This is a genomic window from Demequina phytophila, from assembly GCF_000971135.1.
Taxonomy (GTDB): Bacteria; Actinomycetota; Actinomycetes; order Actinomycetales; family Demequinaceae; genus Demequina; species Demequina phytophila.
This window is the reverse complement of sequence record NZ_BBLW01000002.1, coordinates 253861-276886: the sequence shown is the minus strand read 5'-3', so window position 1 is coordinate 276886 and position 23026 is coordinate 253861. Positions and strand designations below refer to the sequence as shown.

At 72.7% G+C, this 23026-nt stretch carries 26 protein-coding genes and 1 pseudogene; 16 read left to right on the top strand and 11 right to left on the bottom strand.

The window, feature by feature from the left end:
* The first annotated feature begins 278 nt into the window (after positions 1-278).
* The 6 genes from AOM01_RS04025 to AOM01_RS04000 all read left to right on the top strand — a co-directional run bounded on the left by AOM01_RS04025 (position 279) and on the right by AOM01_RS04000 (position 6364).
* Entirely contained in the window at positions 279-1448 is a 1170-nt protein-coding gene (locus AOM01_RS04025) for a PucR family transcriptional regulator (protein ID WP_062289309.1), read from the top strand.
* 78 nt (positions 1449-1526) lie between these two features.
* Positions 1527-2441 (top strand): ACP S-malonyltransferase, encoded by a 915-nt coding sequence (locus AOM01_RS04020; protein ID WP_062289306.1) that lies wholly within the window; start codon positions 1527-1529, stop codon positions 2439-2441.
* Positions 2438-3439 carry a beta-ketoacyl-ACP synthase III gene (locus AOM01_RS04015; protein WP_062289302.1) on the top strand — a complete coding sequence of 334 codons (1002 nt, stop codon included), beginning with the start codon at positions 2438-2440 and terminating at the stop codon, positions 3437-3439. The genes AOM01_RS04020 and AOM01_RS04015 overlap by 4 nt, the downstream gene beginning before the upstream one ends.
* An 83-nt stretch (positions 3440-3522) precedes the next feature.
* Positions 3523-3765: an acyl carrier protein gene (locus tag AOM01_RS04010; RefSeq protein ID WP_062289298.1), complete on the top strand. Its 243-nt coding sequence runs from the start codon at positions 3523-3525 to the stop codon at positions 3763-3765.
* Between the two features lie 51 nt (positions 3766-3816).
* The gene (gene fabF, locus AOM01_RS04005; protein WP_062289295.1) at positions 3817-5052 is read left to right on the top strand and encodes a beta-ketoacyl-ACP synthase II; all 1236 of its coding nucleotides are present in this window, start codon (positions 3817-3819) and stop codon (positions 5050-5052) included.
* A 19-nt stretch (positions 5053-5071) separates the two neighbouring features.
* Positions 5072-6364, top strand: coding sequence for an arylsulfotransferase family protein (locus AOM01_RS04000; protein WP_156155817.1), 1293 nt, complete (start codon positions 5072-5074; stop codon positions 6362-6364).
* A gap of 37 nt (positions 6365-6401) precedes the next feature.
* Here the strand turns inward: AOM01_RS04000 and AOM01_RS03995 are convergent, their stop codons facing one another.
* Positions 6402-6983 carry a TetR/AcrR family transcriptional regulator gene (locus AOM01_RS03995; RefSeq protein WP_062289289.1) on the bottom strand — a complete coding sequence of 194 codons (582 nt, stop codon included), beginning with the start codon at positions 6981-6983 and terminating at the stop codon, positions 6402-6404.
* Between the two features lie 55 nt (positions 6984-7038).
* A complete protein-coding gene (locus AOM01_RS03990) occupies positions 7039-7536 on the bottom strand; it encodes a DUF3145 domain-containing protein (RefSeq protein ID WP_062289286.1) in 498 nt (165 codons plus the stop codon).
* Positions 7537-7689: 153 nt separating this feature from the next.
* On the opposite strand from AOM01_RS03990, the gene AOM01_RS03985 reads away from it, so the two are divergent.
* The gene (locus AOM01_RS03985; RefSeq protein WP_062289283.1) at positions 7690-8370 is read left to right on the top strand and encodes an NAD(P)H-hydrate epimerase; all 681 of its coding nucleotides are present in this window, start codon (positions 7690-7692) and stop codon (positions 8368-8370) included.
* A 1-nt stretch (position 8371) separates the two neighbouring features.
* On the opposite strand, the gene def is transcribed toward AOM01_RS03985, so the two are convergent.
* The gene (def, locus tag AOM01_RS03980) at positions 8372-8869 is read right to left on the bottom strand and encodes a peptide deformylase (protein WP_062289281.1); all 498 of its coding nucleotides are present in this window, start codon (positions 8867-8869) and stop codon (positions 8372-8374) included.
* Positions 8870-8913: 44 nt separating this feature from the next.
* On the opposite strand from def, the gene AOM01_RS03975 reads away from it, so the two are divergent.
* Together AOM01_RS03975 and AOM01_RS03970 are read left to right on the top strand one after the other, a co-directional pair.
* Positions 8914-9471 (top strand): GNAT family N-acetyltransferase, encoded by a 558-nt coding sequence (locus AOM01_RS03975; RefSeq protein WP_062289279.1) that lies wholly within the window; start codon positions 8914-8916, stop codon positions 9469-9471.
* Positions 9472-9476: 5 nt separating this feature from the next.
* Positions 9477-10322: an NAD(P)H-hydrate dehydratase gene (locus AOM01_RS03970; RefSeq protein ID WP_062289277.1), complete on the top strand. Its 846-nt coding sequence runs from the start codon at positions 9477-9479 to the stop codon at positions 10320-10322.
* Positions 10323-10332: 10 nt separating this feature from the next.
* Here the strand turns inward: AOM01_RS03970 and AOM01_RS03965 are convergent, their stop codons facing one another.
* From AOM01_RS03965 to AOM01_RS03950, 4 genes are all read right to left on the bottom strand, one after another.
* Positions 10333-10905 (bottom strand): hypothetical protein, encoded by a 573-nt coding sequence (locus AOM01_RS03965; protein ID WP_062289275.1) that lies wholly within the window; start codon positions 10903-10905, stop codon positions 10333-10335.
* A gap of 63 nt (positions 10906-10968) precedes the next feature.
* Positions 10969-11547 carry a hypothetical protein gene (locus AOM01_RS03960; RefSeq protein ID WP_062289273.1) on the bottom strand — a complete coding sequence of 193 codons (579 nt, stop codon included), beginning with the start codon at positions 11545-11547 and terminating at the stop codon, positions 10969-10971.
* Positions 11547-11843: a DUF1905 domain-containing protein gene (locus tag AOM01_RS03955; RefSeq protein WP_062289271.1), complete on the bottom strand. Its 297-nt coding sequence runs from the start codon at positions 11841-11843 to the stop codon at positions 11547-11549. Before AOM01_RS03955 ends, AOM01_RS03960 begins: the two co-directional genes overlap by 1 nt.
* On the bottom strand, positions 11840-12355 hold the full coding sequence (locus AOM01_RS03950) for a gluconokinase (protein WP_062289268.1): 516 nt from the start codon (positions 12353-12355) through the stop codon (positions 11840-11842). The genes AOM01_RS03955 and AOM01_RS03950 overlap by 4 nt, the downstream gene beginning before the upstream one ends.
* Positions 12356-12504: 149 nt before the next feature.
* Here AOM01_RS03950 and AOM01_RS03945 point away from each other — a divergent pair, with 149 nt between their 5' ends.
* The 5 genes from AOM01_RS03945 to AOM01_RS03925 all read left to right on the top strand — a co-directional run bounded on the left by AOM01_RS03945 (position 12505) and on the right by AOM01_RS03925 (position 18755).
* Positions 12505-14202 (top strand): hypothetical protein, encoded by a 1698-nt coding sequence (locus tag AOM01_RS03945; protein ID WP_156155815.1) that lies wholly within the window; start codon positions 12505-12507, stop codon positions 14200-14202.
* 114 nt (positions 14203-14316) lie between these two features.
* Positions 14317-14901 (top strand): 2-oxoacid:acceptor oxidoreductase family protein, encoded by a 585-nt coding sequence (locus tag AOM01_RS03940; RefSeq protein WP_062289265.1) that lies wholly within the window; start codon positions 14317-14319, stop codon positions 14899-14901.
* Positions 14894-16123, top strand: coding sequence for a transketolase C-terminal domain-containing protein (locus tag AOM01_RS03935; protein WP_062289263.1), 1230 nt, complete (start codon positions 14894-14896; stop codon positions 16121-16123). The genes AOM01_RS03940 and AOM01_RS03935 overlap by 8 nt, the downstream gene beginning before the upstream one ends.
* Positions 16120-17115 (top strand): thiamine pyrophosphate-dependent enzyme, encoded by a 996-nt coding sequence (locus AOM01_RS03930; protein WP_062289260.1) that lies wholly within the window; start codon positions 16120-16122, stop codon positions 17113-17115. Before AOM01_RS03935 ends, AOM01_RS03930 begins: the two co-directional genes overlap by 4 nt.
* The gene (locus tag AOM01_RS03925; protein WP_062289257.1) at positions 17112-18755 is read left to right on the top strand and encodes an NAD(P)-binding protein; all 1644 of its coding nucleotides are present in this window, start codon (positions 17112-17114) and stop codon (positions 18753-18755) included. Before AOM01_RS03930 ends, AOM01_RS03925 begins: the two co-directional genes overlap by 4 nt.
* A 79-nt stretch (positions 18756-18834) precedes the next feature.
* Here the strand turns inward: AOM01_RS03925 and AOM01_RS03920 are convergent, their stop codons facing one another.
* The 4 genes and pseudogenes from AOM01_RS03920 to AOM01_RS14715 form a co-directional block, all read right to left on the bottom strand.
* Positions 18835-19038 (bottom strand): cold-shock protein, encoded by a 204-nt coding sequence (locus AOM01_RS03920; protein ID WP_062289254.1) that lies wholly within the window; start codon positions 19036-19038, stop codon positions 18835-18837.
* Between the two features lie 421 nt (positions 19039-19459).
* A pseudogene (locus AOM01_RS03915) lies at positions 19460-20038 on the bottom strand (dihydrofolate reductase family protein); the annotation flags it as partial.
* Between the two features lie 24 nt (positions 20039-20062).
* A complete protein-coding gene (locus AOM01_RS14720; protein ID WP_228374204.1) occupies positions 20063-20320 on the bottom strand; it encodes a hypothetical protein in 258 nt (85 codons plus the stop codon).
* A gap of 52 nt (positions 20321-20372) precedes the next feature.
* Entirely contained in the window at positions 20373-20789 is a 417-nt protein-coding gene (locus tag AOM01_RS14715) for a hemerythrin domain-containing protein (protein WP_228374203.1), read from the bottom strand.
* 251 nt (positions 20790-21040) lie between these two features.
* On the opposite strand from AOM01_RS14715, the gene AOM01_RS03905 reads away from it, so the two are divergent.
* Positions 21041-21538, top strand: a complete 498-nt coding sequence (locus AOM01_RS03905) for a hypothetical protein (protein ID WP_062289251.1) — start codon at positions 21041-21043, stop codon at positions 21536-21538.
* A gap of 170 nt (positions 21539-21708) precedes the next feature.
* Positions 21709-23025, top strand: a complete 1317-nt coding sequence (locus AOM01_RS03900) for an MFS transporter (protein WP_169746511.1) — start codon at positions 21709-21711, stop codon at positions 23023-23025.
* Position 23026 lies beyond the last annotated feature (1 nt).

Here is a 23026-nt window from a genome sequence, read left to right as displayed (position 1 = left end):
AACCCCCCAAACGCGACAGAGCGCTGCCGCCGACCGCGCCCCACACGGGAAATGCAGTTCCACGCCATTTCGTCGCGATTCGCGACCCGATTTGCGTCGCGCGAACGTTCACATCGCCACTGGCGTGTGGAGAGCGGCCAGCGCGGCACCAGCGGGGACGCGGGTTGTGGGGAGTCACAGCGGAGAGACGATGCGGGACGCACCGTCGCGCACGCCGTCGCCTTCGCACGGCGCGCGTTGTTGTGCGGCTTCCACAAACCGCCGGTACGCTGGCCCGCATGCCCAGCCCCGACGCGCGTGCCGAGACCCTGCGCCGACTCCGTGCCGGCACCGGTCGCCTCGCGACCATCGCGCTCAAGAAGCTGGACTCCGACTACCCGTGGTTCCGGGAGCTGTCGGCGCAGGAGCGCTCATACGTCGGCTCGGTGGCGCAGGCGGGCATCGCGTCCTTCGTCGCCTACTTCGCGGACGCGAACGCCGGGCACCGCGGCGCGCTCGAGATGTTCGCCTCCGCACCCCCGGAGCTCACGCGGTCGATCTCGCTGCAGCACACGCTCACCATCGTGAGGACGTTCGTCGCGATCGTCGAGGACCACTCCGACGACTTCGCGGCGCCGGGCTCCGAGGCCGTGCTGCGCGAGTCGATCCTGCGCTACTCACGGGAGATCGCGTTCTCCGCCGCGGAGGTCTATGCCCGAGCCGCGGAGTCGCGCGGCGCGTGGGACGCCCGGCTCGAGGCGCTGGTGGTCGACGCCCTGGTCCGCGGCGAGGTGGACGACGACCTCCCCTCGCGCGCCGCGGCCATGGGCTGGAAGCCGGGACCCACCCTCGTCATGGTGGGTCGCACCGACGGCCCGCTGGGCGAGGTGCAGTCCGCGGAGCTGCGTCGCACCATCCGTCGCGCCTCGCACGGCGCGCTGGTGGGCATCCACGGCGAGGACCTCGTGGTGATCGCCCGGGCGGACGCCGATCTGGGCGACCTGTCCCGGTCGCTGCTGCCGTGCTTCGGCCCGGGACCCGTGGTGGTGGGCCCGCCCGCCGTCACGCTGATCGAGGTCGCGCGCGCCACCCGCGCCGCGATGCACGGCGCGACCGCCGCGCCAGCGTGGTCGCTCGCGCCGCGCCCCGTCAACGCGGACGACCTGCTCCCGGAGCGCGTGCTCGTCGGCGACTCTGCGGCGGCGGAGCGGCTCATCGCCGTCGCCTACGACCCGATCTCCGCCGCGGGAGGCTCGCTCAAGGAGACGGTGGCGACGTTCCTCGACTGCGGGCGGTCGCTCGAGCTGGCGAGCCGCACCATGTTCGTTCACGCCAACACGGTGCGCTACCGGCTTCGCAAGGTCGCGGAGCTCACCGGCTGGGACGTGCTGTCCACGCGCGACGCGCACGTGCTCCAGATCGCGTTCGCGCTGGGGCGCCTCCGGGACGCATCTCCCACCACTTTGTAGGTTTTCGACAACAACTCGCGCCCGAATCGGTACCCTGATGCCGCGGAGGGCCCTTCGATGTGAGGCAGGCTATAACCCGTGATTGCCCTTCTCTGTCCCGGCCAGGGTGCGCAGGCGCCCGGGATGCTCGCCCCGTGGCTCGAGCTCCCCGAGGTCGCCGCCTCCCTCGCCGCCCTCTCCGAGGCCGCCGGCGTCGACGTGGTCGCGCACGGCACCACCTCCGACGCGGACACCATCCGTGACACCGCGATCGCCCAGCCGCTGCTGGTCGCGACAGCGATCGCGACGGGTCGGGCGCTGCTGGGTGGCGCCGCCCCCGCCCTCGCCGCGGGGCACTCCGTGGGCGAGCTCGGCGCGGCGGCGCTCGCGGGCGTCCTGACCGACGCCGACGCGATGCGCCTGGTCGCGGTGCGCGGCACTGCGATGGCCCGCGCCGCCGCCGCCTCCGAGGCGACCTCGATGGCCGCGGTGCTCGGCGGCGACGCCGCCGAGGTGGCCGCCGCGCTCGAGTCCCACGGCCTCACCCCCGCGAACGTCAACGGAGGCGGCCAGGTGGTGGCCGCGGGCGCGAAGTCCGCGATCGAGGCGCTCGTCGCCGCTCCCCCGGCCCGCGCCCGCGTGATCGAGCTGCAGGTCGCCGGCGCGTTCCACACCACATACATGGTCCCGGCCGTCGCGGACCTGGACGCCGCGGCATCGTCCCTCACGCCCCGCGAGCCCGGCGGGATCCTGCTGTCCAACGCCGACGGCGCCCAGGTGACGGACGGCGCGGACGCCCTCGCGCGCATCGTCCGCCAGGTCGCCAACCCCGTCCGTTGGGACCTCTGCATGGAGAGCATGCTGGAGCTCGGCGTCACCGGCATCATCGAGGTCTCCCCCGGCGGCGTCCTCACCGGGCTGGCCAAGCGCGCCATGAAGGGCGTCCCGGCCGTCGCCCTCAAGACCCCCGACGACCTCACCGCCGCCCGCGAGCTTCTGGAGACCGCCGCATGACCACCCTCAACGTCCGCCGCGGCCCCGAGTTCACCCGCATCCTCGGCCTCGGCGTCGCGCGCGGCGAGAACGCCGTCCCCAACGACGACCTCGTCGAGCCGATCAACTCGTCGGACGAGTGGATCCGCAAGATGACCGGCATCGCCACCCGCGTCCGGGCGCACGAGGACACGTCCGTGATCGACCTATCGGAGCGCGCCGCGCACGATGCTCTCGCGCAGGCCGGCATCGACGCGTCCGAGCTCGACGCGGTCATCCTCTCGACCATCTCGTACCCGCGCATCACGCCGGGCGGCGCGCCGGTGCTCGCCGATCGCATCGGCGCCACCCCGGCGGCGGCGTTCGACATCTCCGCGGCGTGCGCCGGCTACTGCTACGGCATCGGCCAGGCCGACGCCCTGGTCCGGTCCGGCGCGGCCCGCAACGTCCTCGTCGTCGGCGCGGAGAAGCTCAGCGACTTCGTCGACCCGGCGGACCGCTCCATCTCGTACCTCCTCGGCGACGCCGCCGGCGCCGTGGTCATCGGCCCGTCCGACACCGCCGCGATCGGCCCGACCATCTGGGGCTCCGACGGCTCCGCGTCGGAGCTCATCAAGCAGAACCACACGTGGCTCGAGATCCGCGAGGACCGCGACCTGCCATTCCCGACGCTGCGCCAGGAGGGCCCGAGCGTCTTCAAGTGGGCGTCCTTCAAGATGGCGCCGGTCGCGCTCCAGGCCATCGAGGCCGCGGGCCTCACGCCCGACGACATCGACGTGTTCATCCCGCACCAGGCGAACCTGCGCATCATCGACCAGATGGTCAAGCAGATCGGCCTGCCGTCGCACGTGGTGGTCGCGAAGGACATCGTCGACTCCGGCAACACCTCCGCCGCGTCGATCCCGCTCGCGACGGAGCGCGTGCTGCGCGACGGCGACGCGAAGAGCGGCGACATCGCGCTGCAGATCGGGTTCGGCGCCGGCCTGGTCTACGCCGCCCAGGTGGTGGTCCTGCCCTGACGCAGGGCCCCGCGTAGAGTTCACAAGCGTTCGCAACGAACACGGCGCCGCAGGCGCCACCCATCCCCAACAAAGGAGCAGCAATGGCACTGTCCAAGGACGAGGTCCTCGCCGGTCTGGCCGAGATCGTCTCGGAGGAGACCGACATCGACACCGCCGAGGTGACCCTCGAGAAGTCGTTCACCGATGACCTCGACATCGACTCGCTGTCGATGATGACCATCGTGACCCTCGCGGAGGAGAAGTTCGACGTCCGCATCCCCGACGAGAAGGTCAAGGACCTCGTCACCGTCGGCGACGCCGTCGACTTCATCGCCGCGGCCTAAGACCGCACGCACCATCGTCCCCTTCCCCCTCACCCCCTCGGAGGACCGCCCATGAACGTCGTCGTCACCGGACTCGGCACCACCTCGCCGCTCGGCGGGGATGTCGCGAGCACCTGGGAGGCCGCGCTCGCCGGCCGCTCCGGCGTGCGCACGCTGGAGAACGACTGGGCGGAGAAGTACGGCGTCCCCGTGACCTTCGCGGGTCAGCTGGTGGTGCAGCCGTCCGAGGTGCTCTCGCGTCCCGAGACCAAGCGCATGGACCCGTCCGCCCAGATGGCGATCGTGGCCGCGCGCGAGGCCTGGGCGGACGCGGGCTTCGGTGAGGACGGGGTGGACCCCGACCGTCTGGGGAGCATCGTCTCCTCGGGCATCGGTGGCGTGTGGACGATGCTGACGGCATGGGACACGGTGAGGGACCGCGGCGCCGCGCGCGTCCTGCCCCTCACCGTGCCCATGCTGATGCCCAACTCCCCCACGGCGTACGTGTCGCTCGAGTTCAAGGCCCGCGCAGGCTCGCACTCGCCCGTGTCCGCGTGCGCGTCGGGCGCCGAGGCGATCGGCATGGGCTTCGAGATGATCCAGTCGGGCCGCGCCGACGTGGTGATCTGCGGCGGCACCGAGGCCGCGATCCACCCGCTGCCGCTGTCCGCGTTCGCGGCGATGCAGGCGCTGTCCAAGCGCAACGACGACCCCCAGGGAGCCTCCCGCCCGTACGACGTGAGCCGCGACGGCTTCGTCATGGGCGAGGGCGCCGGCGTCCTCATCCTCGAGTCCGAGGAGCACGCGAAGGCCCGCGGTGCGCGCGTCTACGCGCACGTCCTCGGCGTCGGCATGACCGCCGACGCGCACCACATCGCCGCGCCCGAGCCCAACGGCGCGGGCCAGACCAAGGCCATGGAGCTCTCGCTCGAGCGCGCGGGCCTCACCACGGCCGACGTCGCGCACGTCAACGCGCACGCGACCTCCACCCCCGTGGGCGACATGATCGAGGCGCGCGGCATCCGAGCGCTGCTCGGCTCGCACGCGGACCAGGTGCTGCTGTCTGCCACCAAGTCGATGACCGGCCACCTGTTGGGAGGCGCGGGCGCGCTCGAGTCCGTCTTCACCGTGAAGGCGCTCGAGACGCGTCAGGCTCCCCCGACCATCAACGTCACCGAGCCCGACCCGGAGCTCCAGGTGGACCTGGTCCGCGACACGCCGCGCGCGCTGCCCGCGGGCCAGATCGCCGCGATCAACAACTCGTTCGGCTTCGGCGGCCACAACGTCGCCCTGGTCTTCGGCGCCTGATCGGGGTTACGTTCGGGGCGTGACGCGCCCCATCCACGCAGGGCTGATGCTGGCGTGCGCCCTCACGCTGGCCGCGTGCACGGTCGGCGACGCGGGGCCCTCGCCGACGCACGCGCCCGCCGTCCCCGAGGACGATGCCCTGGCCGGGTACGCGCTCACGCTCACCGTGGTCGACGAGGGCTTGGCGGAGGAGGCCGAGGCCCTCGACGCGTCGATCTACGTCGCCGCTCCCCTGTTGACGAAGGGGACGCAGGCGGTGATCGAGCTGCGCGGAGACCTCGCGCCCCTGACCGCGGTCGATGTGACCGGCGCGAGCCTTGCGGCGCTCGGCGCGACGGACGACGCGCTGGTGGGGCTCAGCCGCGCCTGCGTGTCCGACAACGGCGGGTACGCGTTCTGCGCACGCCCCACCCGGCTCGGCGCGGACGGCGCCGCGATCGACGAGGACGCCGAGGCGCTCGACCTCGACCACCACGCGATCGCGCCCGACCCGGACGGTGAGGGCTTCTGGGCGCTGCGCTACGTCCCCACACCGTGCGACGGCGACGTCCATCCATGCGACTTCCCGACCGAGGACGAGCCTCTCGATCGCGTGCTCGACTGCGAGGTGGTGCACGTGCGCGACGGCAAGGCGGTGTGGGAGTGGTCGGCGCTCGAGCACGTCGCCGACAGCACGCTCGATGCCGCGGCGACCACGCCGATCTACGAGCCCGCCGATCCCTTCCACTGCAACTCCGTTCAGCCCGACGACGCAGGCGAGGTCGCCTACGTGTCGATGCGCCACCCGAGCACCGTGATGGCGATCGACGTCGGCTCGGGCGAGATCCTGTGGACCCTCGGCATCGACGCGACCGAGGCCGCGCTGGAGGTCGAGGACCCGGAGGGCCTGTTGGACGGGCGGCCGGTGCTGAGCGGCCAGCACGACTTCCGTTGGCTGGGGGGCGATCGCTTCTCCGTGTTCGACAACGGCTCCGGCGGCGCCGGCCCCGCTCGGTTCATCGTGTTCTCGGTCGCGGGCGGCACCGCCACCGTCGAGACCGTGGTCGAGGACCCCGACGGACGCGAGTCGCGCTGTACCGGATCCGCCCGGCCGCTCGACGCGGACGAGCGCTTCTGGGCCGTCTCCTGGGGCTGCAGCGAGACGGGGGTGTCGGTCATGACCGACGACGGTCGCGAGGTCGCCCGCCTCGCGATCGACCTCGACGCCGCGCTGGAGGCCGACCTTCTGGTCGACGTGGCGACGGAGCAGCCCGACCTGGGGCACACGGTCTCCTACCAGGCGGTGGTGGCACGTCCAGGGCTGCTGGACTGAGGCATCGTCCCGGCGCGAGCCGTCGCGAAGGCTCGTGTCAGCGCAGGCCGGCCTCGAGCTGCTCGAGCGCCGCGTCGATGGCGTCCTCGATCGGGTCCTCGGAGTGGCCGGCCCACCACACCGCCGAGGCGAGGATCGCGCCGGTGACGGCTTGGCCGGCGGTGCGCGCCTCGAGGCTGTCCTCCGCGTAGGCGCCGCCCTTGGCGAGATGGCGGGTGAGCTCCTCGGTCATGTCGGCGAGCCCGCGCACCCCGGCGGCGAACACCTCCGCGGACGCGCCGATGATGGTGAGCCGCACCCGGGAGATCTCCTCCTCCTCGGAGGGCACCCCGAGCGTCTGGCGCATCGCGGCGCGCAGCCCCGGCATGCCGGGCGCGGTGGAGGGCTCCTCGAGCACCTCGGCGAGGCGTCGGTACGTGGCGAAGAAGTCGCGCCACACCAGGTCGGCCTTGTTGGTGAAGTGGCGGAACAGGGTGCGGCGCGACACGCCCGAGCGCTCGGCGATGTCATCCATGGAGACCGCCGCGTAGCCGCGCTCGGCGAACAGCGTCGCGGCGATGCGCGCGATCTGGTCGGGATCCGCGATCTGCGGCCGCCCGGGGCGGCGGTGCTCTGTCACGCCTTCACCCTAACGCTCCTGGTGGCTCCCCACACGAGCGCCGACACTCCGGGTCTCAACCGACCCGGTGCAGCCAGCGCACCGGGGCGCCGTGGCCGGCGTAGCGGAACGGCTCGAGCTCCTGGTCCCATGCGGTCCCGAGCGCGAGGTCCATGGCGCGCGCGAAGTCGCCCATGGTCGCGCCGTTGTCGAGCGCCGCGCGGATGCGGTCCTCGGGCACCACGGTGTTGCCGTGCACGTCGATGACGGCGTGGAAGATGCCGAGCGACGGGGTGTGGGACCAACGGCCACCGTCGGCGCCGAAGGACGGCTCCTCGGTGACCTCGTAGCGCACATGCTCCCAGCCGCGCAGCGCGGACGCGAGCTGCGCGCCCGTGCCCTGCTGCCCCTGCCAGGCCACCTCGGCGCGCAGCAGCCCGGAGCCGGCGGGCTGGTCGGTCCAGTCGAACTGGGCGCGCGAGCCCAGCACTCCCTGCGCGGCCCACTCGATGTGCGGAGTCATCGCGCGGGTGGCGGAGTGCACGAAAAGGACACCACGGGTGATTGCAGCCATGACCTTTTCCTTCCTCTGAGGTGCGTCTTCCCCTACGACCTCGAAAAGAAACTGCCGGTTGCACCGGGTGTGCGGTCACGATTCTGCCTCACCCGAGCCGGATGCGCCAGCGCCGCGCCGTGAGTGTCGGAGGGCCGTGCGAGGGTGGAGGGCATGGGCACCAGCGAGAACATCGTCACCGTCGCGGAGCTGCGGGCGGCGGAGGCGCACACCATGCGCACCGTCCCCGAGGACGTCCTCATGGACCGGGCGGCGGTCGCGGTGGCCGATGCCGCGGCCCGGCTTGCCGCGGAGCGCGGGCTGCCGCTCGCGGGGCTCGAGGTGTGCGTGGTGGCGGGGCCGGGCAACAACGGCGGGGACGCGCTGCTCGCGGGGGCGATGCTCGCCCGTCACGGCGCGCGCGTGGTGGCGGTCGCGGTGGGCGACCGGGTCCACGCGCGCGGGGCGCGCGTGCTCGCCGAGGCCGCCGGTCCGGGCGCACTGTCGGGCGTCGACTTCCCGGTGGGGCGCGAGCGGGTGCTCGACGCGCAGCTGGTGATCGACGGATTCTCGGGGATCGGCGGCCGGCTCGGACTGCCGGACGCGGCCTACGGGATCCTCGGGCGCGCCGTGGACGCGGGCCGGCTCATCGTCGCGGTCGACGTGCCGTCGGGCCTCGCGGCGGACTCCGCCGCGCTGCCCGCGCGCGACTCCCCCGACGCGCCACCACGGCACGTGGTCGCGGACGTGACCGTCACGTTCACGGCGCCCAAGCGGTGCCTCGTGGAGGCGCCGGCGTCCGCCGCGGCCGGACGGGTGATCGTCGCGGATGTCGGGATCGACCTCGAGGGCTGAGTCAGGCCTTCTCGAGGGACTCGCGCAGCTCGCGCATCGCGCGCTTGCGCACGTCCTTGCGCAGGCGGTCCAGGTAGAGGTGACCGTCCAGGTGGTCCACCTCATGCTTGATGAGGCGGGCCCAGATCTCCTCGCCCTCGATGACCACCTCGTTGCCGTCGAGGTCGGTGCCCACGGCGCGCGCGTACGCGGGGCGCTCGCACTCGTACCAGAGACCGGGGACCGAGAGGCAGCCCTCCTCGCCGAGCTCCTGGAGCTCGTCGCTCACCTCGACGATCTCAGGGTTGAGGATGTACCCGATCTCGCCGTCGATGTTCCAGGAGAACGCCCGCAGCGACACGCCGATCTGGTTGGCGGCGAGCCCCGCGCGGCCGTCGTGATCGACGGTCTCGACCAGGTCCTCGACCAGCTGCCTCACGCGGTCGTCGATCACGGTGATCGGCTCGCAGGGGGTGCGGAGGACGGGGTCGCCCACGACTCGGATGTCACGCATTGCCATGGCGGTATCCTCCCACGCCCTGGACGTGGGCGTATCGTCGGGATATGACGCTCGAGACCGCGAGACTCCTGCTACGGCCGTTCACCACCGAGGATGCCGCGGACGTCCACGTCTACGCCTCGGACCCCGCTGTCTGCCGCTTCACGGAGTGGGGCCCCAACTCCGAGGAGGACACCCGGGAGTGGCTCGAGGACGCCGAAGCCGCCGGTATCCCGGCGCATTGGGCGATCACGTTGAGGGACGATGCGGTGGGCGCGGCTGGCAGGATCCCCGCCGGCACGGTGGTGGGCGGGGTGGGCGTCTACGGCGAGAACCGCGGCCCGCTGGACGCGAGCCCGAGCATCCGCGAGCTCGGCTGGGTGGTGCGACGCGACCTGTGGGGACGCGGCATCGCGACCGAGGCGGTCCGCGCCGTCATCGAGGCGCTGATCGAGCAGGACGAGCTCGAGCAGGTGCACGCGCGCTGCCGCCCCGAGCACAAGGCGTCCGCCAAGGTGATGGCGCACCTGGGCCTGTCGCTGGTGAGGCGCATCGAGAACGACGTCGAGCGCGACGGTCAGTGGATGCACTCCGACCTCTACGCGCTCTCCCTCGCGCGTTGACCCCGATGCGCCGCTGGGAGCGCGCGGACGTCGCGGCGGCCTTTCCCGTGCCCGGCGCCGCGGACGACAAGTACTCGCGCGGCGTGGTGGGGGTGATCGCGGGCTCGGAGGCGTACCCGGGCGCCGCGGCGCTCGTGGTCTCCAGCGCGGTCCGGACCGGCGCAGGGATGGTGCGCTATGTGGGGCCGGCGCGTGCGCAGGACCTGGTGCTCGCGCATCGTCCCGAGGCGGTGGTCCACCACCCCGTCGACGTGGCCGAGCGGGTCCCCCGCGCGCAGGCATGGGTGCTCGGGCCCGGAGTGTCCGACTACCCGGAGCAGGACGCCGCGATCGGCGCGGTGATCGCGGAGTCCGCGCCGATGGTGGTCGACGCGGGTGCGCTCGAGACCGTCGCACGGGCGCGCGCCGCCGGCGTGCGGGCGGTCGGCGCGGAGCGCGTGCTGCTCACCCCGCATGCGGGTGAGCTGGTGCGCACGCTGGGCGCGCTGCGGCACGACGTCACCGCCGCGGACGTCGAGCGCGACCGCGTGGGCCACGCACGCCTGCTCGCGGAGACCGCGCGCGCGACCGTGCTGCTCAAGGGGGCGGTGACGCTGATCGTCTCCCCCGGCGGCGCCGCGATCGAGCTGCCCGAGGCCCCCGCGTGGCTCGCCACCGCGGGCGCGGGCGACGTGCTGGCCGGGATCGCTGGGGCGCTGCTGGCGGCGGGGCTGGTGGCGGACGTCGCGGGCGCGAGCGCGTCCTGGGTGCATGCGCGGGCCGCCGAGCACGCGTCCGGCGGCGGGCCCGTCGCGGCGTTGGACGTCGCGGGCGCGGTGCCCGCGGTGGTGGCGGAGCTGCTGCGGCCCTGAGCGCGGGGGCTCAGAAGCCGGGGCCGAAGAGGACGACGATCGCCCACCACACCACCGCGAACAGGCCCGCGGCGCCGATCGCTCCCACCCAGCCGCGCCGCGCCGGGGTGGCCGCCACCCAGGGCAGGATCGCGCGGGTGAGGCCCGCGGTCACGCCGCACGGCACCCCGATCGCGAGCGCCGCGTAGAGCCCGCCGACCGCGTGCAGCGACTGGCCCAGCGCGATGAACACCACGAGCGGCACGGCAAGCAGCGCACCCATCACCGCGAATCCGCGCGAGGCCGCCCGGGTGGACGCGTGCGAGGTACGCGCGAACACCCACCGGCCGAGCGTGTGCGCGATCACCGGCACGCCGATCACCGCGATGAGGACGTTGACGATCGCGACCGCCACGAACATCGCGAGACCCTCCATGCCGGCGGTGTCGGGCGCGAGCGCGTTCGCCAGCGGCGCCGCGGCGAGCGCGCACCCGAGCGCGATGAGGCCGTAGAGCGGGATCCCGATCGCGGTGGCGAGCCACGATGCCGTCGCGCCCACCAGGGGACGCGAGGGAGCGGCGACGGGAGCATCGGTGCTGGACATCAGATCCCTCCGATCGGGCGGCGTCGGTGGCGCCCACGCCTCCAGTGTGACAGCGGGGAGCCGTCAATCGGCGAACGTCAGCGACGGCTCGCCGAACGCGAGGCCCGCCAGCACCGCTGCGGCGAGGAGGACGCAGACGACCGCGGCGACGGCGAAGCCGACCACCCGGGCCTGGGACGGCCACACGTGAGGCAGCAGCGCGCGGGTGAGGCCCGCCACGAGGGCGCAGGGCGCCACGATCGCGATGGCGACGAAGGCGATCGCGGCCGGCTCCCCGCTCGCGACGGCCACGACCGTCGCGGGGATCAGCCCGAGGAGCGCACCCATGAGCGCGAATCGCGAGGACGCGCGGCGGGTCGGGAGCGCGTCGGTGCGCGTATGCACCCACCTCCCTACGGTGTGGGCGACCACGGCGATGCCGACCGTCACGATGAGGGCGGTGGTCGCGAGCACCGCGGCCTCCGTCGAGTCGACGGTCGCGCGGGTCGCCGCGTCGGCCCCTGAGAGCGCCTCCCACACCTGCGCGCCCGCGTACGCGAAGGCCGTGCCGAGCACCGTGTAGAGGGGCACGTCGACCACGATGGCGACCCAGGACGCCACGAACGGGCTCGCGGGTGCCTGCGGTGCGGGGGTCGCCGCCATCACAGCGGCGTGAGCGTAAGCGACGCGGTCGCGCCCGCCTCGAGCGACTCGGCCTTGAGGACGGCGCGCTTGACGGGCAGCACGAACGTGCGCCGCTCCTTGGACGGGAAGATGCTGGTGCGCCACGTGGTCGCGCCGATGGCGACCTCCACCTTGACGGCGCCGAAGCCGCGGCGCGGACCGGTCTGGGCGTCCTCGATCTCGTCGGCGATGTCGAACGGCAGGTCGACGAAGATCCAGGTATCCGTGCGGGCGTCCCACGCGTAGAGGGTCGCGTCGAACTCGTAGGAGGTCACACGAGCGACGCTAGCGCGCTCTCGATGATCCGCGCCACGGGCTGCGTGGCGTCCACCCGAACCCCCGGCTCGTCGGAGCCGAGCGGCTCGAGGGTCGCGAACTGCGACGCGACGAGCGCGGGCGGCATGAAGTGCGCCGCGCGTGCGGACGAGCGCCGCACCGCCTCATCCTCGCTGATGGCGAGCTCGACGCAACGAGCACCGGGAGCGACCGCGCGGATGCGGTCCCTGTAGGCCCTCTTGAGGGCACTGCAGGCGACCACGACTCCTCCTCCGGCCGCGGCATCGTCCAACGTGCGGCCCACGCGATCGAGCCACGGCCAGCGGTCCTCGTCCTCGAGCGGGATGCCGGCCGCCATCTTGGCGACATTCGCCGCGGGGTGGAGGTCGTCGCCGTCGATGAAAGGCACGCCAAACGCGGCGGCGAGGGCCGCGCCGACCGTGGATTTCCCGGTGGCGGACGGCCCCATCACCACGATCAGCGGTGCATCGGCATGACGTGCGAGGTCCATGCCACGACACTAGAGGCCTCGCCGCCGTGTTTCGCGCGCGTTAAATCTGCGCATTTCCCACATATCGGACACGCGAAAGGGCTTAGCCTGCCCCTCGGGGGCCGGCGCTGCCCTCGCATCGTCATGCGGGTCGCCGGTCGAGGGGAGCCATGAACGGTCCTGCGGGGGCGCGGTCTCGACGCACCGTGATGCGGCGCGCCGCCGCGCTCGTCGTCGCCGCGCTGTGCGCGGTCGGGGCCGTGGCCGTGGGCGCCGGCGCGGCGAGCGCGGACACGGGCCGGGACGATGCCCGGCACGGCTACCCTGCCCCGTCGCCCCGACCGCCCGCACCGGAACCGACGCCGCCCCAGCCGGATCCCGATGCGCCGGAAACCGACGCGTGGGCACCGACCACGTGGTGGACGCCCGCGGCGGCGGTCGACGCCCCTGAGAAGCACAGGAAGCGCAAGCCCACGCCCGACGCTCCGGTCGCGGCGGCGCCCGTGGCAGTCTCGACGCCCGCGGACGCCACGCTCGTGTGGCACTTCGACCTCGCCGGCGAGGACGGGCTCGGGCTGGACGGCCGCACCCTCAGGCCCGGCGACCGGATCCGCATCGCCGCGGACGGACTGCCGCCCGGCGCCCGGATCGACGTCGAGCTCCACTCGACCCCGCGGGAGATGGGCGCGGGCACGGTCGCCGACGATGGCAGCCTCGCGATGACCGTCACCATCCCGGACGCCACCGAGCCCGGCGACCACGAGGTGGTCGCGACCCTCACCGTCGACGGCTACGCCCCGTCGACGGCCTCCGCCGGCGTCACCCTCGAGGCGGGGTACCAGTGGCTCTCGCCCACCGTGCCGACCCTCGCGGACCTGCACTTCACGCCGCTCAAGGTCGCGGCCACGGCGACCCTCGCCTCGGCGTTCCTGCTGCTCGCCGCGATCCCCGCGGAGCTCCTGCAGTCCACCCTCACCGAGAACTACGGGCGTGCGTTCGGCTGGACGGCACGCCGGAGGCGCCGCACCCGCTGGCATCTCCTGCCGCGTGCGCTCCGCAAGCCGTGGCTCCTCAGCGGGATCACCGTGGCGGTCGCGACGCTCATCCTCGGCTTCGGCCAGACCGGGTGGCACCTGGGCGCCGAGGCCGCGATCACCTTCGTCAGCCTGTTCCTGTCGCTCACGGCGCTCAACCTGGGCCTCAACGCCGGACGCCTCATCGCCGCCCGCCGCAGGCTGCGCACCCCCGGGCGGATCATGCCCATGCCGGGCGCGCTGGTCGTGGTCGCGGTGTCCGTGGTGATCTCCGAGGTGCTCCACATCGAGCCGGCGCTGCTCTTCGGCGCCGTCGTCACCGTGCAGTACGGCCGCTCCCTCTCCTCACGCAACGAGGGCAGGCTGGCGCTGGTTGGCGTGGCCTCGGCGTTCACGCTGGGCCTGGTCTCGTGGCTCCTCCTCAGCGTGCTCGAGGCCTTCTTCACCGGCGAGCCCGGCACCGCGGTGATCCTCCTCGAGGAGACCCTCGCCGGAGTCGTGCTCGAGACCCTGGCGGCGCTCGTGGTGGGCCTGCTGCCGTTCACCTACCTGGACGGCAAGGCGATCCACGACTGGAACCGCCGCGTCTGGGGTGCGGCCTACTTCGTGGCGGCCGCCGCGTTCGTCATCATCGCGGTGCCCACCGGGGACGACTGGCAGGAGTCGCAGACCCCGCTCCTCACATGGCTGCTGATCGTCGGCGGGTTCGGCGTGATCGCGCTGACCGCGTGGGCCGTGTTCCGCTTCATCCCCGAGGCTGCGCGCCGCGCGGAGGCGCAGCAGGCCGGCCCACCCGCGGAACCGGAGCCGGACCGGGAGACCGCGGGCGTCTGAGACGTGCGCGGGCCGGGACCTCGGTCCCGCCCGCGACACCCCCACCGGCATACCGTGAAGGGGTGGCCCGCCTTCGGTGTCGGGCCGCGCGCGACGCCGGGTGGAGGCTGTCCCATGAGGCAGGTGAGGATCCATGGGCGTGGCGGCCAAGGGGTCGTCACGGCCGCGGAGATGCTCGCCCGCGCGGGGTTCCTCGCCGGCCACGAGGCGCAGGCCATCCCGTCATTCGGGTCCGAGCGCACGGGTGCGCCCGTGGTGGCGTACTGCCGCTTCGCGGACGTGCCGCTGCGCACCCGTGAGCCCGTGCTCGCCCCCGACGTGGTGCTGGTCCAGGACCCCACGCTGCTCGCCTCGGAGCACCCGTTCGCGGGCCTCGTGCCGGGCGGGCTGGTGGTGGTCAACACCGAGGCCGACGCGGTCGACGTGCGCGCGGCCGCCGGCGCCGAGGACGTCGACGCGACGGTCCTCACCGTCCCGGCGCTGCGGATCGCGCTCGCGCGGCTGGGGCGCCCCAAGCCCGCCGCCGCGATGCTCGCGGCGTACGCGGCGGCCTCGGACGACATCACGCTAGAGGCGGTGAAGGCCGTGTTCCGGGACCGCTTCCCGGGGCCGGTGGGTGAGGCGAACGCGCACGCGGCGGACGATGCGTTCACCCACATCCGTACCACGGTCGCCCGGGAGGGGGCGGACCATGCGTGAGGTGCTCGAGGGCTCGCAGGCCGTGGCACGGACGGTGGCGCGCTGCCGCCCCGGGGTGGTGTGCGCGTACCCCATCTCCCCGCAGACCCACATCGTCGAGGCGCTGGCGGGGATGGCGCGCACCGGCGAGCTCGCGGACTGCGAGTACGTCAACGTCGAGTCGGAGTTCTCCGCGATGTCGGTCGCGATCGGCGCGTGCGCCGCGGGGTCCCGCGCCTACACGGCGACCGCCTCCCAGGGGCTGCTCTACATGGCCGAGGCCGTCTACAACGCGGCCGGCATGGGGCTGCCGATCGTCATGACCGTCGCCAACCGCGCCGTGGGCGCCCCCATCAACATCTGGAACGACCACTCCGACGCCATGGCGATGCGCGACGCCGGCTGGCTCCAGCTCTTCGCCGCCGACAACCAGGAGGCCGCCGACCTCCACGTCATCGCGTTCGCCGCCGCCGAGGAGCTGGGGATCCCCGCCATGGTCTGCATGGACGGGTTCGTGCTCACCCACGCCTCCGACGTGGTCGAGCTCGCGACCGCCGACCAGATCGACGCGTTCCTGCCGCCGTACCACCCGCAGCAGGTGCTCGACATCGACCGCCCCACCACCATCGGCACCATGGCCGGCCCCGAGTCCTTCACGGAGACCCGGTACCTCCAGCACCTGCGGTTCCTCGATGCCGCCGACGTCATCGCGGCGTGGTCGGACCGCTTCCGAGCGGCGTTCGGGCGCGAAGCGGGAGGGCTGATCGCCCGCTACTCCCCCGACACGCTGGACCGGGACGCCCAGGCGCCCCCCGCATCGTCCACCGACCTCACCGTGGTCGCGATGGGGTCCGTGCTCGGGACGTTGCAGGCGGCGCTCGCGCCGCTGCGCGCGGAGGGCGTGCCGGTGCGGCTGGTGGGGGTGACCTCGTTCCGGCCGTTCCCCGAGGCGGCGTTGCGCGAGGCTCTTGGCGGGTCGCGGCACGTGATCGTGGTGGACCGCGCGCTCGAGCTCGGCGCGGGCGGCGCGCTCACCGGCTCGGTGGGACGTGCGCTCGCCGGCACGCGGTCGCGGATCCACTCGGTGGTCGCGGGGCTGGGCGGGCGGCCCATCCTCGAGTCGTCACTGGAAGGTGCGGTGCGGCGCGCGCTCGCGGGGGAGCTGGGCGCGCTCGAGTTCCTCGACCTCAAGACGGGCGGCGTGCCGGTGCCGGTCGAGGGCGCGTCGGAGGTGACGCGATGACCACCGTGCACATCCCGTTCCTGCAGACCGGCACGCTCGCGGTGGGCGGGCGGCTGCTCACGGAGGAGGAGCGCTCCGTGCAGTCGCACGCCGACCGGCCCTCGTCGCTCACCAAGGGCCACCGGGCGTGCCAGGGCTGCGCGGAGGCGCTCGCCGCGCGCTGGGTGATGGACACCGCGGTCGAGGCCGCGGGCGGCAAACTGATCGTGGCGAACGCGACCGGCTGCCTCGAGGTGTTCTCGACGTTGTACCCGGAGAGCGCGTGGAAGCCGCCGTGGATCCACTCGCTGTTCGCCAACGCTGCCGCGGTCGCGACCGGCATCGCGGCGTCGTTGCACGCGCAGGGTCGCGACGACGTCCGCGTGCTCGCGCAGGGCGGCGACGGCGGGACCGTCGATATCGGGCTCGCGGCGGTGTCGGGCATGTTCGAGCGCAACGACGACGTCCTGTACGTCTGCTACGACAACCAGGGCTACATGAACACGGGTGTCCAGCGGTCCTCGGCGACGCCGGCGACCGCGCGCACCGCGACCACGCCCGCAGTCGGGCGGCACCCGGGGCAGGCGTTCGGCCAGGGCAAGTCCATGGTGAAGATCGCGATGGCGCACGAGATCCCCTACGTCGCCTCCGCGACCCCCGCCGACCTGCGCGACCTCGAGGCCAAGGTGCGCACCGCGATGTCGATCCGCGGCGCCCGCTACCTCCACGTGCTGGTGCCGTGCCCGCTCGGCTGGGGGTCCGCGTCCTCGGCGTCGATCGCGCTCGCACGCGCGGCGGTGCAGTCGGGGATCTTCCCGGTGATCGAGGCGCGGGCCGGCGAGCTCACCGACGTGCAGCGCATCCGCGAGCGTGTCGACGTCTCCGCGTATCTCGAGCCGCAGGCCCGGTTCGCCCACCTGTTCACGCCCGGCGGCGAGGACGCCCTCGACCGGTGGCGCGCGCTCGCCGAGGCGAACATCCGCCGATACGACCTGCTGGGAGGCGCCTCATGAGCGGCCATGACTCTCCCCCGACCGTGGGCGTCTCGACCGGCCCCGCCACCTCGCTGGCCTATCACACGGGCACGTGGCGGACGGAGCGGCCCGTGTACGTCGACCTCGCTCCCCCGTGCTCGCTCGCGTGCCCGTCCGGCGAGGACATCCGCGGCTGGCTGGGGTCCACGCAGGAGGGCGAGGTGGGCTTCGAGAAGGCGTGGCGGCGCCTGGTCGCGGCCAATCCGCTGCCCGCGGTGATGGGGCGCATCTGCTATCACCCCTGCCAGACGGCGTGCAACCGCGGCGACGTGGATGAGGAGGTGGGGATCAACGCGGTCGAGCGGTTCCTGGGCGACACCGCGCTCGCCCGGGGCTGGGCGCTCCCGGCGCCCGCAGCACAGTCCGGCCGCCGCGTCCTGGTGGTGGGGTCGGGACCCGCGGGCCTGTCCGCCGCCTACCACCTGCGCCAGCTGGGCCACGCGGTCACCGTGCGCGAGGCCGCCGCGGAGCCCGGCGGCATGATGCGCTACGGCATCCCCGCCTACCGGCTGCCGCGCGACGTGCTCGCGGCCGAGATCCGCCGCATCGAGGCGACCGGGGTGCGCATCGAGTGCTCGACGGCCGTCACGTCGCTCGACCACGCGCAGGCGGAGTTCGACGCCGTGGTCCTGACCGTCGGTGCCGGGGTGGCCCACCACGTCGACATCCCCGCGGGGGCGGCGTCCCACATCGTCGACGCGATCGACGTGCTGCGCGACGTGGCGAGCGGCCACCCGCCGCTGCTCGGACGTCGGGTCGCCGTGTACGGCGGCGGCAACACGGCGATCGACGCGGCGCGGACCGCGCGGCGGCTCGGCGCGTCCGACGCGGTGGTGGTCTATCGGCGTACCCGCGAGCAGATGCCCGCACATCCCACCGAGCTGGCGGACGCCGTGGGCGAGGGCGTGCGGGTGCAGTGGCTGTCGACCATCTCCGCGGTCGACGGGCCGCGCGTCACGATCGAGCGGATGGAGCTGGACGCCGACGGGCGGCCGCACGGAACAGGCGAGTATGAGGAGCTCGACGCGGACACGGTGCTGCTCGCGGTCGGGCAGGACGCGGACCTGTCGCTGCTGTCCGACGCGCCGGACGTGACCGTCGTCGACGGGGTGGTGCGCGTGGACCCTGTCTCGCTGATGACCGGGCGGGACGGGGTGTTCGCGGCCGGGGACGTGTCCCCGGGGTCGAGGACCGCGACCTACGCGATCGGCCGCGGGGCGCGGGCGGCGAAGGCGGTCGACGCGTGGCTCGCGTCGCGGGTGCTGCCCGCGGAGCCGGTGGCGCGCGAGGCCTCGGCCGATCGGTTGAACGCCTGGTACTACTCCGATGCACCGAAGCAGCACCGCTCGGAGCTGGAGGCGGCGCGCCGGGTCACGGGCTTCGAGGAGGTGCTCACCGGCCTCGACGCGGAGCACGCGGTGTTCGAGGCGCGGCGCTGCATGTCCTGCGGAAGCTGCTTCGAATGCGACAACTGCTACGGGATGTGCCCGGACGACGCGATCCGGAAGCTGGGTCCCGGGATGCGGTACGAGATCGACTACGACTACTGCAAGGGGTGCGGCATCTGCGCCGCGGAGTGCCCGTGCGGGGCGATCGACATGGTGCCGGAGGTCAGGTAGCGCCTCCCGGTAACGGCGAAGGCCCGCCCCGGCCATCCCCGAAGGGACGCCAGGACGGGCCTCGCGAGTCCGCTGAAGCTTAGAGCGGGCGGATGTTCGCGGCCTGCATGCCCTTGGGGCCACGCTCGGCGTCGAACTCGACGCGCTGGTTCTCCTCGAGGGTGCGGAAGCCCTGGGTGTTGATCGCGCTGAAGTGCGCGAAGACGTCGGCCGAGCCGTCGTCCGGGGCGATGAAGCCGAAGCCCTTGTCCGGGTTGAACCACTTGACGGTACCGGTAGCCATATTGCTGTCCTTCGTATTGCTGACCGCGAGGCGGTCGGTGTTGCTGCGCCGGCGGCGCCGACGTGCGTGGGTGACCGGCGGCGGATGCCGACGGACGATTGTGGTGGGCCACGATGCGGTTCGCGCCCTGGTCGGGCGGCGGGGCCGATGCGCGGTCCTGGCGGAGATATACACGCCTGGGCGCTGACGAGGCTCGGAACCCGGGTCCGCCGGGCTCGACGAGCACGCGAGCGGCTGCTCGCTCCCACGAGTGTACGGCATCGGCGCTGGGACGCCCAGGGCCGGGACGATGCGCGGGTTCAGTGACGATGTCGACGTGTCAGGCATTCTCCCACGGCACCGCGATCGACTCGATGAACTCCTGGTCGTCGGAGACCTTGTCTTCCGCGGCAACGGCCGCCGCCTGGCGCTTCGGATCCTGCCTTCGCACCACGTACCTCATGTGCACAACCCGGTCGCCCCGGATCACGTCGACGGGGCCCTCGAGCAGCTGTTGCGCGTCGACCGCGCCGAAGACCCGCTTTCCGGAGCCGAACACCACGGGCACCACGTCCATCCGGACCTCGTCGACCAGTCCGGCGGCGAACACCTGTCCGCCGACGTCGCCGGCCGAGACCTCGACGATGCGGTCGCCGGCCAGCTGCTGAGCCGTCGCCACCGCTGGCGCAACGTCGTCGACGAAGGTGAACGGCGCATCGTCCCTCCACCCGTCCGGCGGCGGCCGGTGGGTGACGACCACGACGTGCGCGACACCGCTCGGGGGGACCCCGTCCCAGCCGCCCGTCATGTCGAAGACGTGGCGGCCGACCACGGTGACCCCGATCGCGTCCCAGTACGCGCGCGTGTAGTCGTAGGACGCCTGCGAGACCTTGAGGATGCCGCCATCGTCCAGCGGGACGTCGCCGCTGAGGAGCCAGTCGAACAGCGGACCTGTGTCGTCGGCGTCGTCGGCGATGAAGCCGTCGACGGAGACCGAGGCGTACATGACGACCTTGCCCATGAGGTGCTCCCCTGTGCGCCGCGTTCAGATGGTCTCGGGTATCGGGCGCCCCGGGAACAGGGTCGCGTACTGCTTGCGGTACATGCGCTTGCCCACCAACCGATAGGCCAGCCGCGCGACGGCGGGGACCTCCTTGAAGAACTCCCGCTGGTCCTCGATCGGGTTGGTCGCGAGGATCATGCCCAGGTAGGCGATCACCACCTTCTTCTCGAACTCGTCGAAGCCGTGCTGCGCGAGCGCGTCGAACTCCTCGAGGGTCAGCACGCGGTCGACGGCCGGCATCACCTCGGTGACCTCGCGCCGCAGGTGGACCTTGAGCCTTGCGGGCAGCCGCTCATAGTGCTGGGCGAGCTCCTCCCCCCGCAGCGGGGTCGGCGGTCGCCGTCCAGCGGTCGCGGATCGGGGCGATCTCGTCGAGCATCGCCTTCACCTCGGCGTGCTGCGCGAGCATCTCGTCGACATGCAGCGCGCAGGCCGGCGCGCGCTCGCGCAGCTGCGGGTACATGAGCAGGTCCTCGCCCTCGTGGTGCACGTGAAGGACCTTGTCGATGTTGGCGAGCACCTCACCGACGTAGCCGGACCGTTCCGTGTCGCCGGCGGCCGCGGAGCGCGCGAGCCCAGGCGCCTCGTCGTACGACCAGAGGAAGACGCGGTGGATGCGCCGCATCGCCGCGGTGCCGGTGCACAGCACCGGGCCGCCAGGCACGGGCGCCGCGACCTCGCCCGGTTCCATGGTGAAGAAATCCGACATCCGAGCCCCCCCCGGATCGTCATCCCGATCAGGGACGGCGCCGTCCCCTTCGACGAGGCTACGGCTGGCGCCGAGGCGCGGCAACGCGAGCGGTGGCTACGAATCGCGCCGAAGACGCTCGAGGTTCGCGAAGACAGCGGGCCCCGGGCCCAACGACCGCACGGCATCGAGCCACCACTCAACTCGGGCACCCGCACGTCTCGAAGAATGCTAGCGCCGGTGGCAACCGATTGCGCGGTAGGATCGCGCGCATGCAGACTCCGCTCGTGTGGACCGGACCCCTCGGAGGGATCGCCGACGCCGCGCTGCATCGAGTTCGGCCCCGATCGCTGGTCACGGACTTCATCGAACCGCAGCTTGCCCGAGACCCCGACGCCGTGCGTGAACTTGTTGGCGCAGCGTTGGCATCGGGGGTCGTCAGGTTCGAGAACGGTCACCTCGTGCCCACGGCCGCGCTTTCTCGGCATGCACGTGCAGCCGAGGCCCGTCGCTCGGCGCTCCTCCGGGCATGGCGCGCAGATTGCACAGCCCCGAGCCTGCCGGACGGGACGACCCCCCGATACGTCGAGGACGTCGAGGCATTCCCCTACATCGCGCTCGCACTGGCGGACACCCCGATCACCCCCGGCACCTGGCACGTCTCCCAGGCCCAGTTGCGCGCATGGCGCATCGCCGGGCGCGCAGGCAGGTGGACGACATCGACCATCGCGCCCCTCGCCGTGCTCGCCACCGCGATGCTCATCGCCTGACGCCGGTCGGCTCGGCGCGGCCGCGGGGCGTTGCCGCGCGCGATCGCCAGCGAGCGCGCCGTCGGCCGGGTCTGGCAACCGATTGACAAGTGCCCTCGCTTTGTGGTCCCATGCCTCTCAGTGGCAGTACCCTGACCACCGCAACGACGCACTTGAACGACGAGGTTCCCATGACTCAGATCGAGTCCCAGTCCGCCACCGACCCGCTGGCGGCACAGGCATCTGCTACCACCCCCGCAGCAGCCGACACCGTCGAGCCTGCCGAGGCACGGTGGTCGAAGTCCTATATGGCGCTGATGTTCGTCGCGCAGTTCGCGATCCCGATCGCGACCATCGCGCCGGGCACGTTCTCGCTCGCGATCAAGGTCGAGGAGATCAACCCCGCAGCGAAGAACTCGCTGCTTGCGATCGTGATGACCACCGCGGCCGTTGCGCTCGTCTTCGTCAATCCCGTCATCGGCATCCTCAGCGACACCACCCGCTCGCGCATGGGCCGTCGCCGTCCGTGGATGCTCGGCGGGCTCGTCGCCGGACTCATCGGCTACACGATGATCGGCGTCAGCTCGAGCTTCCCCGTGGTCCTCCTCGGGTGGCTGATCGGCTACCTCGGCCTCGTGACCACCGGCTCGATGATCCTCACCCACATGGGCGACAAGTTGCCCGAGTCGCAGCGCGGCAAGGTTGCGGGCATCAACGGCGCAGTCGGCCAGGTCGCATCGATCGCGGGCATCGTGCTCGCGGGCGCCCTGGTGTCGGCACCGGTCCTCATGTTCGTCGTGCCTGCCGTGCTCGCGTGCGTGGGCTCGCTCATCTTCATGGCCCGAATGGACGACCCGTCGAGCGTCGACGAGCCTCGCGTCAAGGTGAGCATCAAGGGCGTGTTCGCGCACATGGTGTTCGACCCGCGCCAGCACCGCGACTTCGCGTGGGCGTGGATCAGCAAGCTGCTCGTGTTCGTGGCGCTCTACATGATGTCCATCTACTCGGTGTACTTCCTGGGGTCGCGCCTCGGTCTCGACTCCGCAGCGGTGGCCGCGCTGACCGCTACCGCGGGCGGTGCGAGCATGATGTTCGCGATGCTCGGCGCGATCGGGTCCGGCGTGATCTCGGACAAGATCGGCCGCCGCAAGCCGCTCGTCATCGCCAGCGGCGTGATCATGGCGGTCGCACTGCTCGTCATCGGGCTCATGACGTCGAACCTCATGTACATCGTCGGCTCGGTCGCCTTCGGCTTCGCGAGCGGCGTGTTCGGCGCGATCGACCAGGCGCTCATGCTCGACGTGCTGCCGGACCGCTCCGCGGCGGGCCGCTGGGTCGCGATCATGCAGCTCGCGAACGAGATCCCCAAGGCCATCGCACCGGCCGCCGCGGCCGGAATCGTCCTGCTCGCGGGAGGCGGAGACAACTACCAGGCCGTGTACTTCGCGGCCGGCGCCATGGCGCTGATCGGCGGCCTCCTGGTCCTGCCGATCCGCAGCGTCCGCTGAC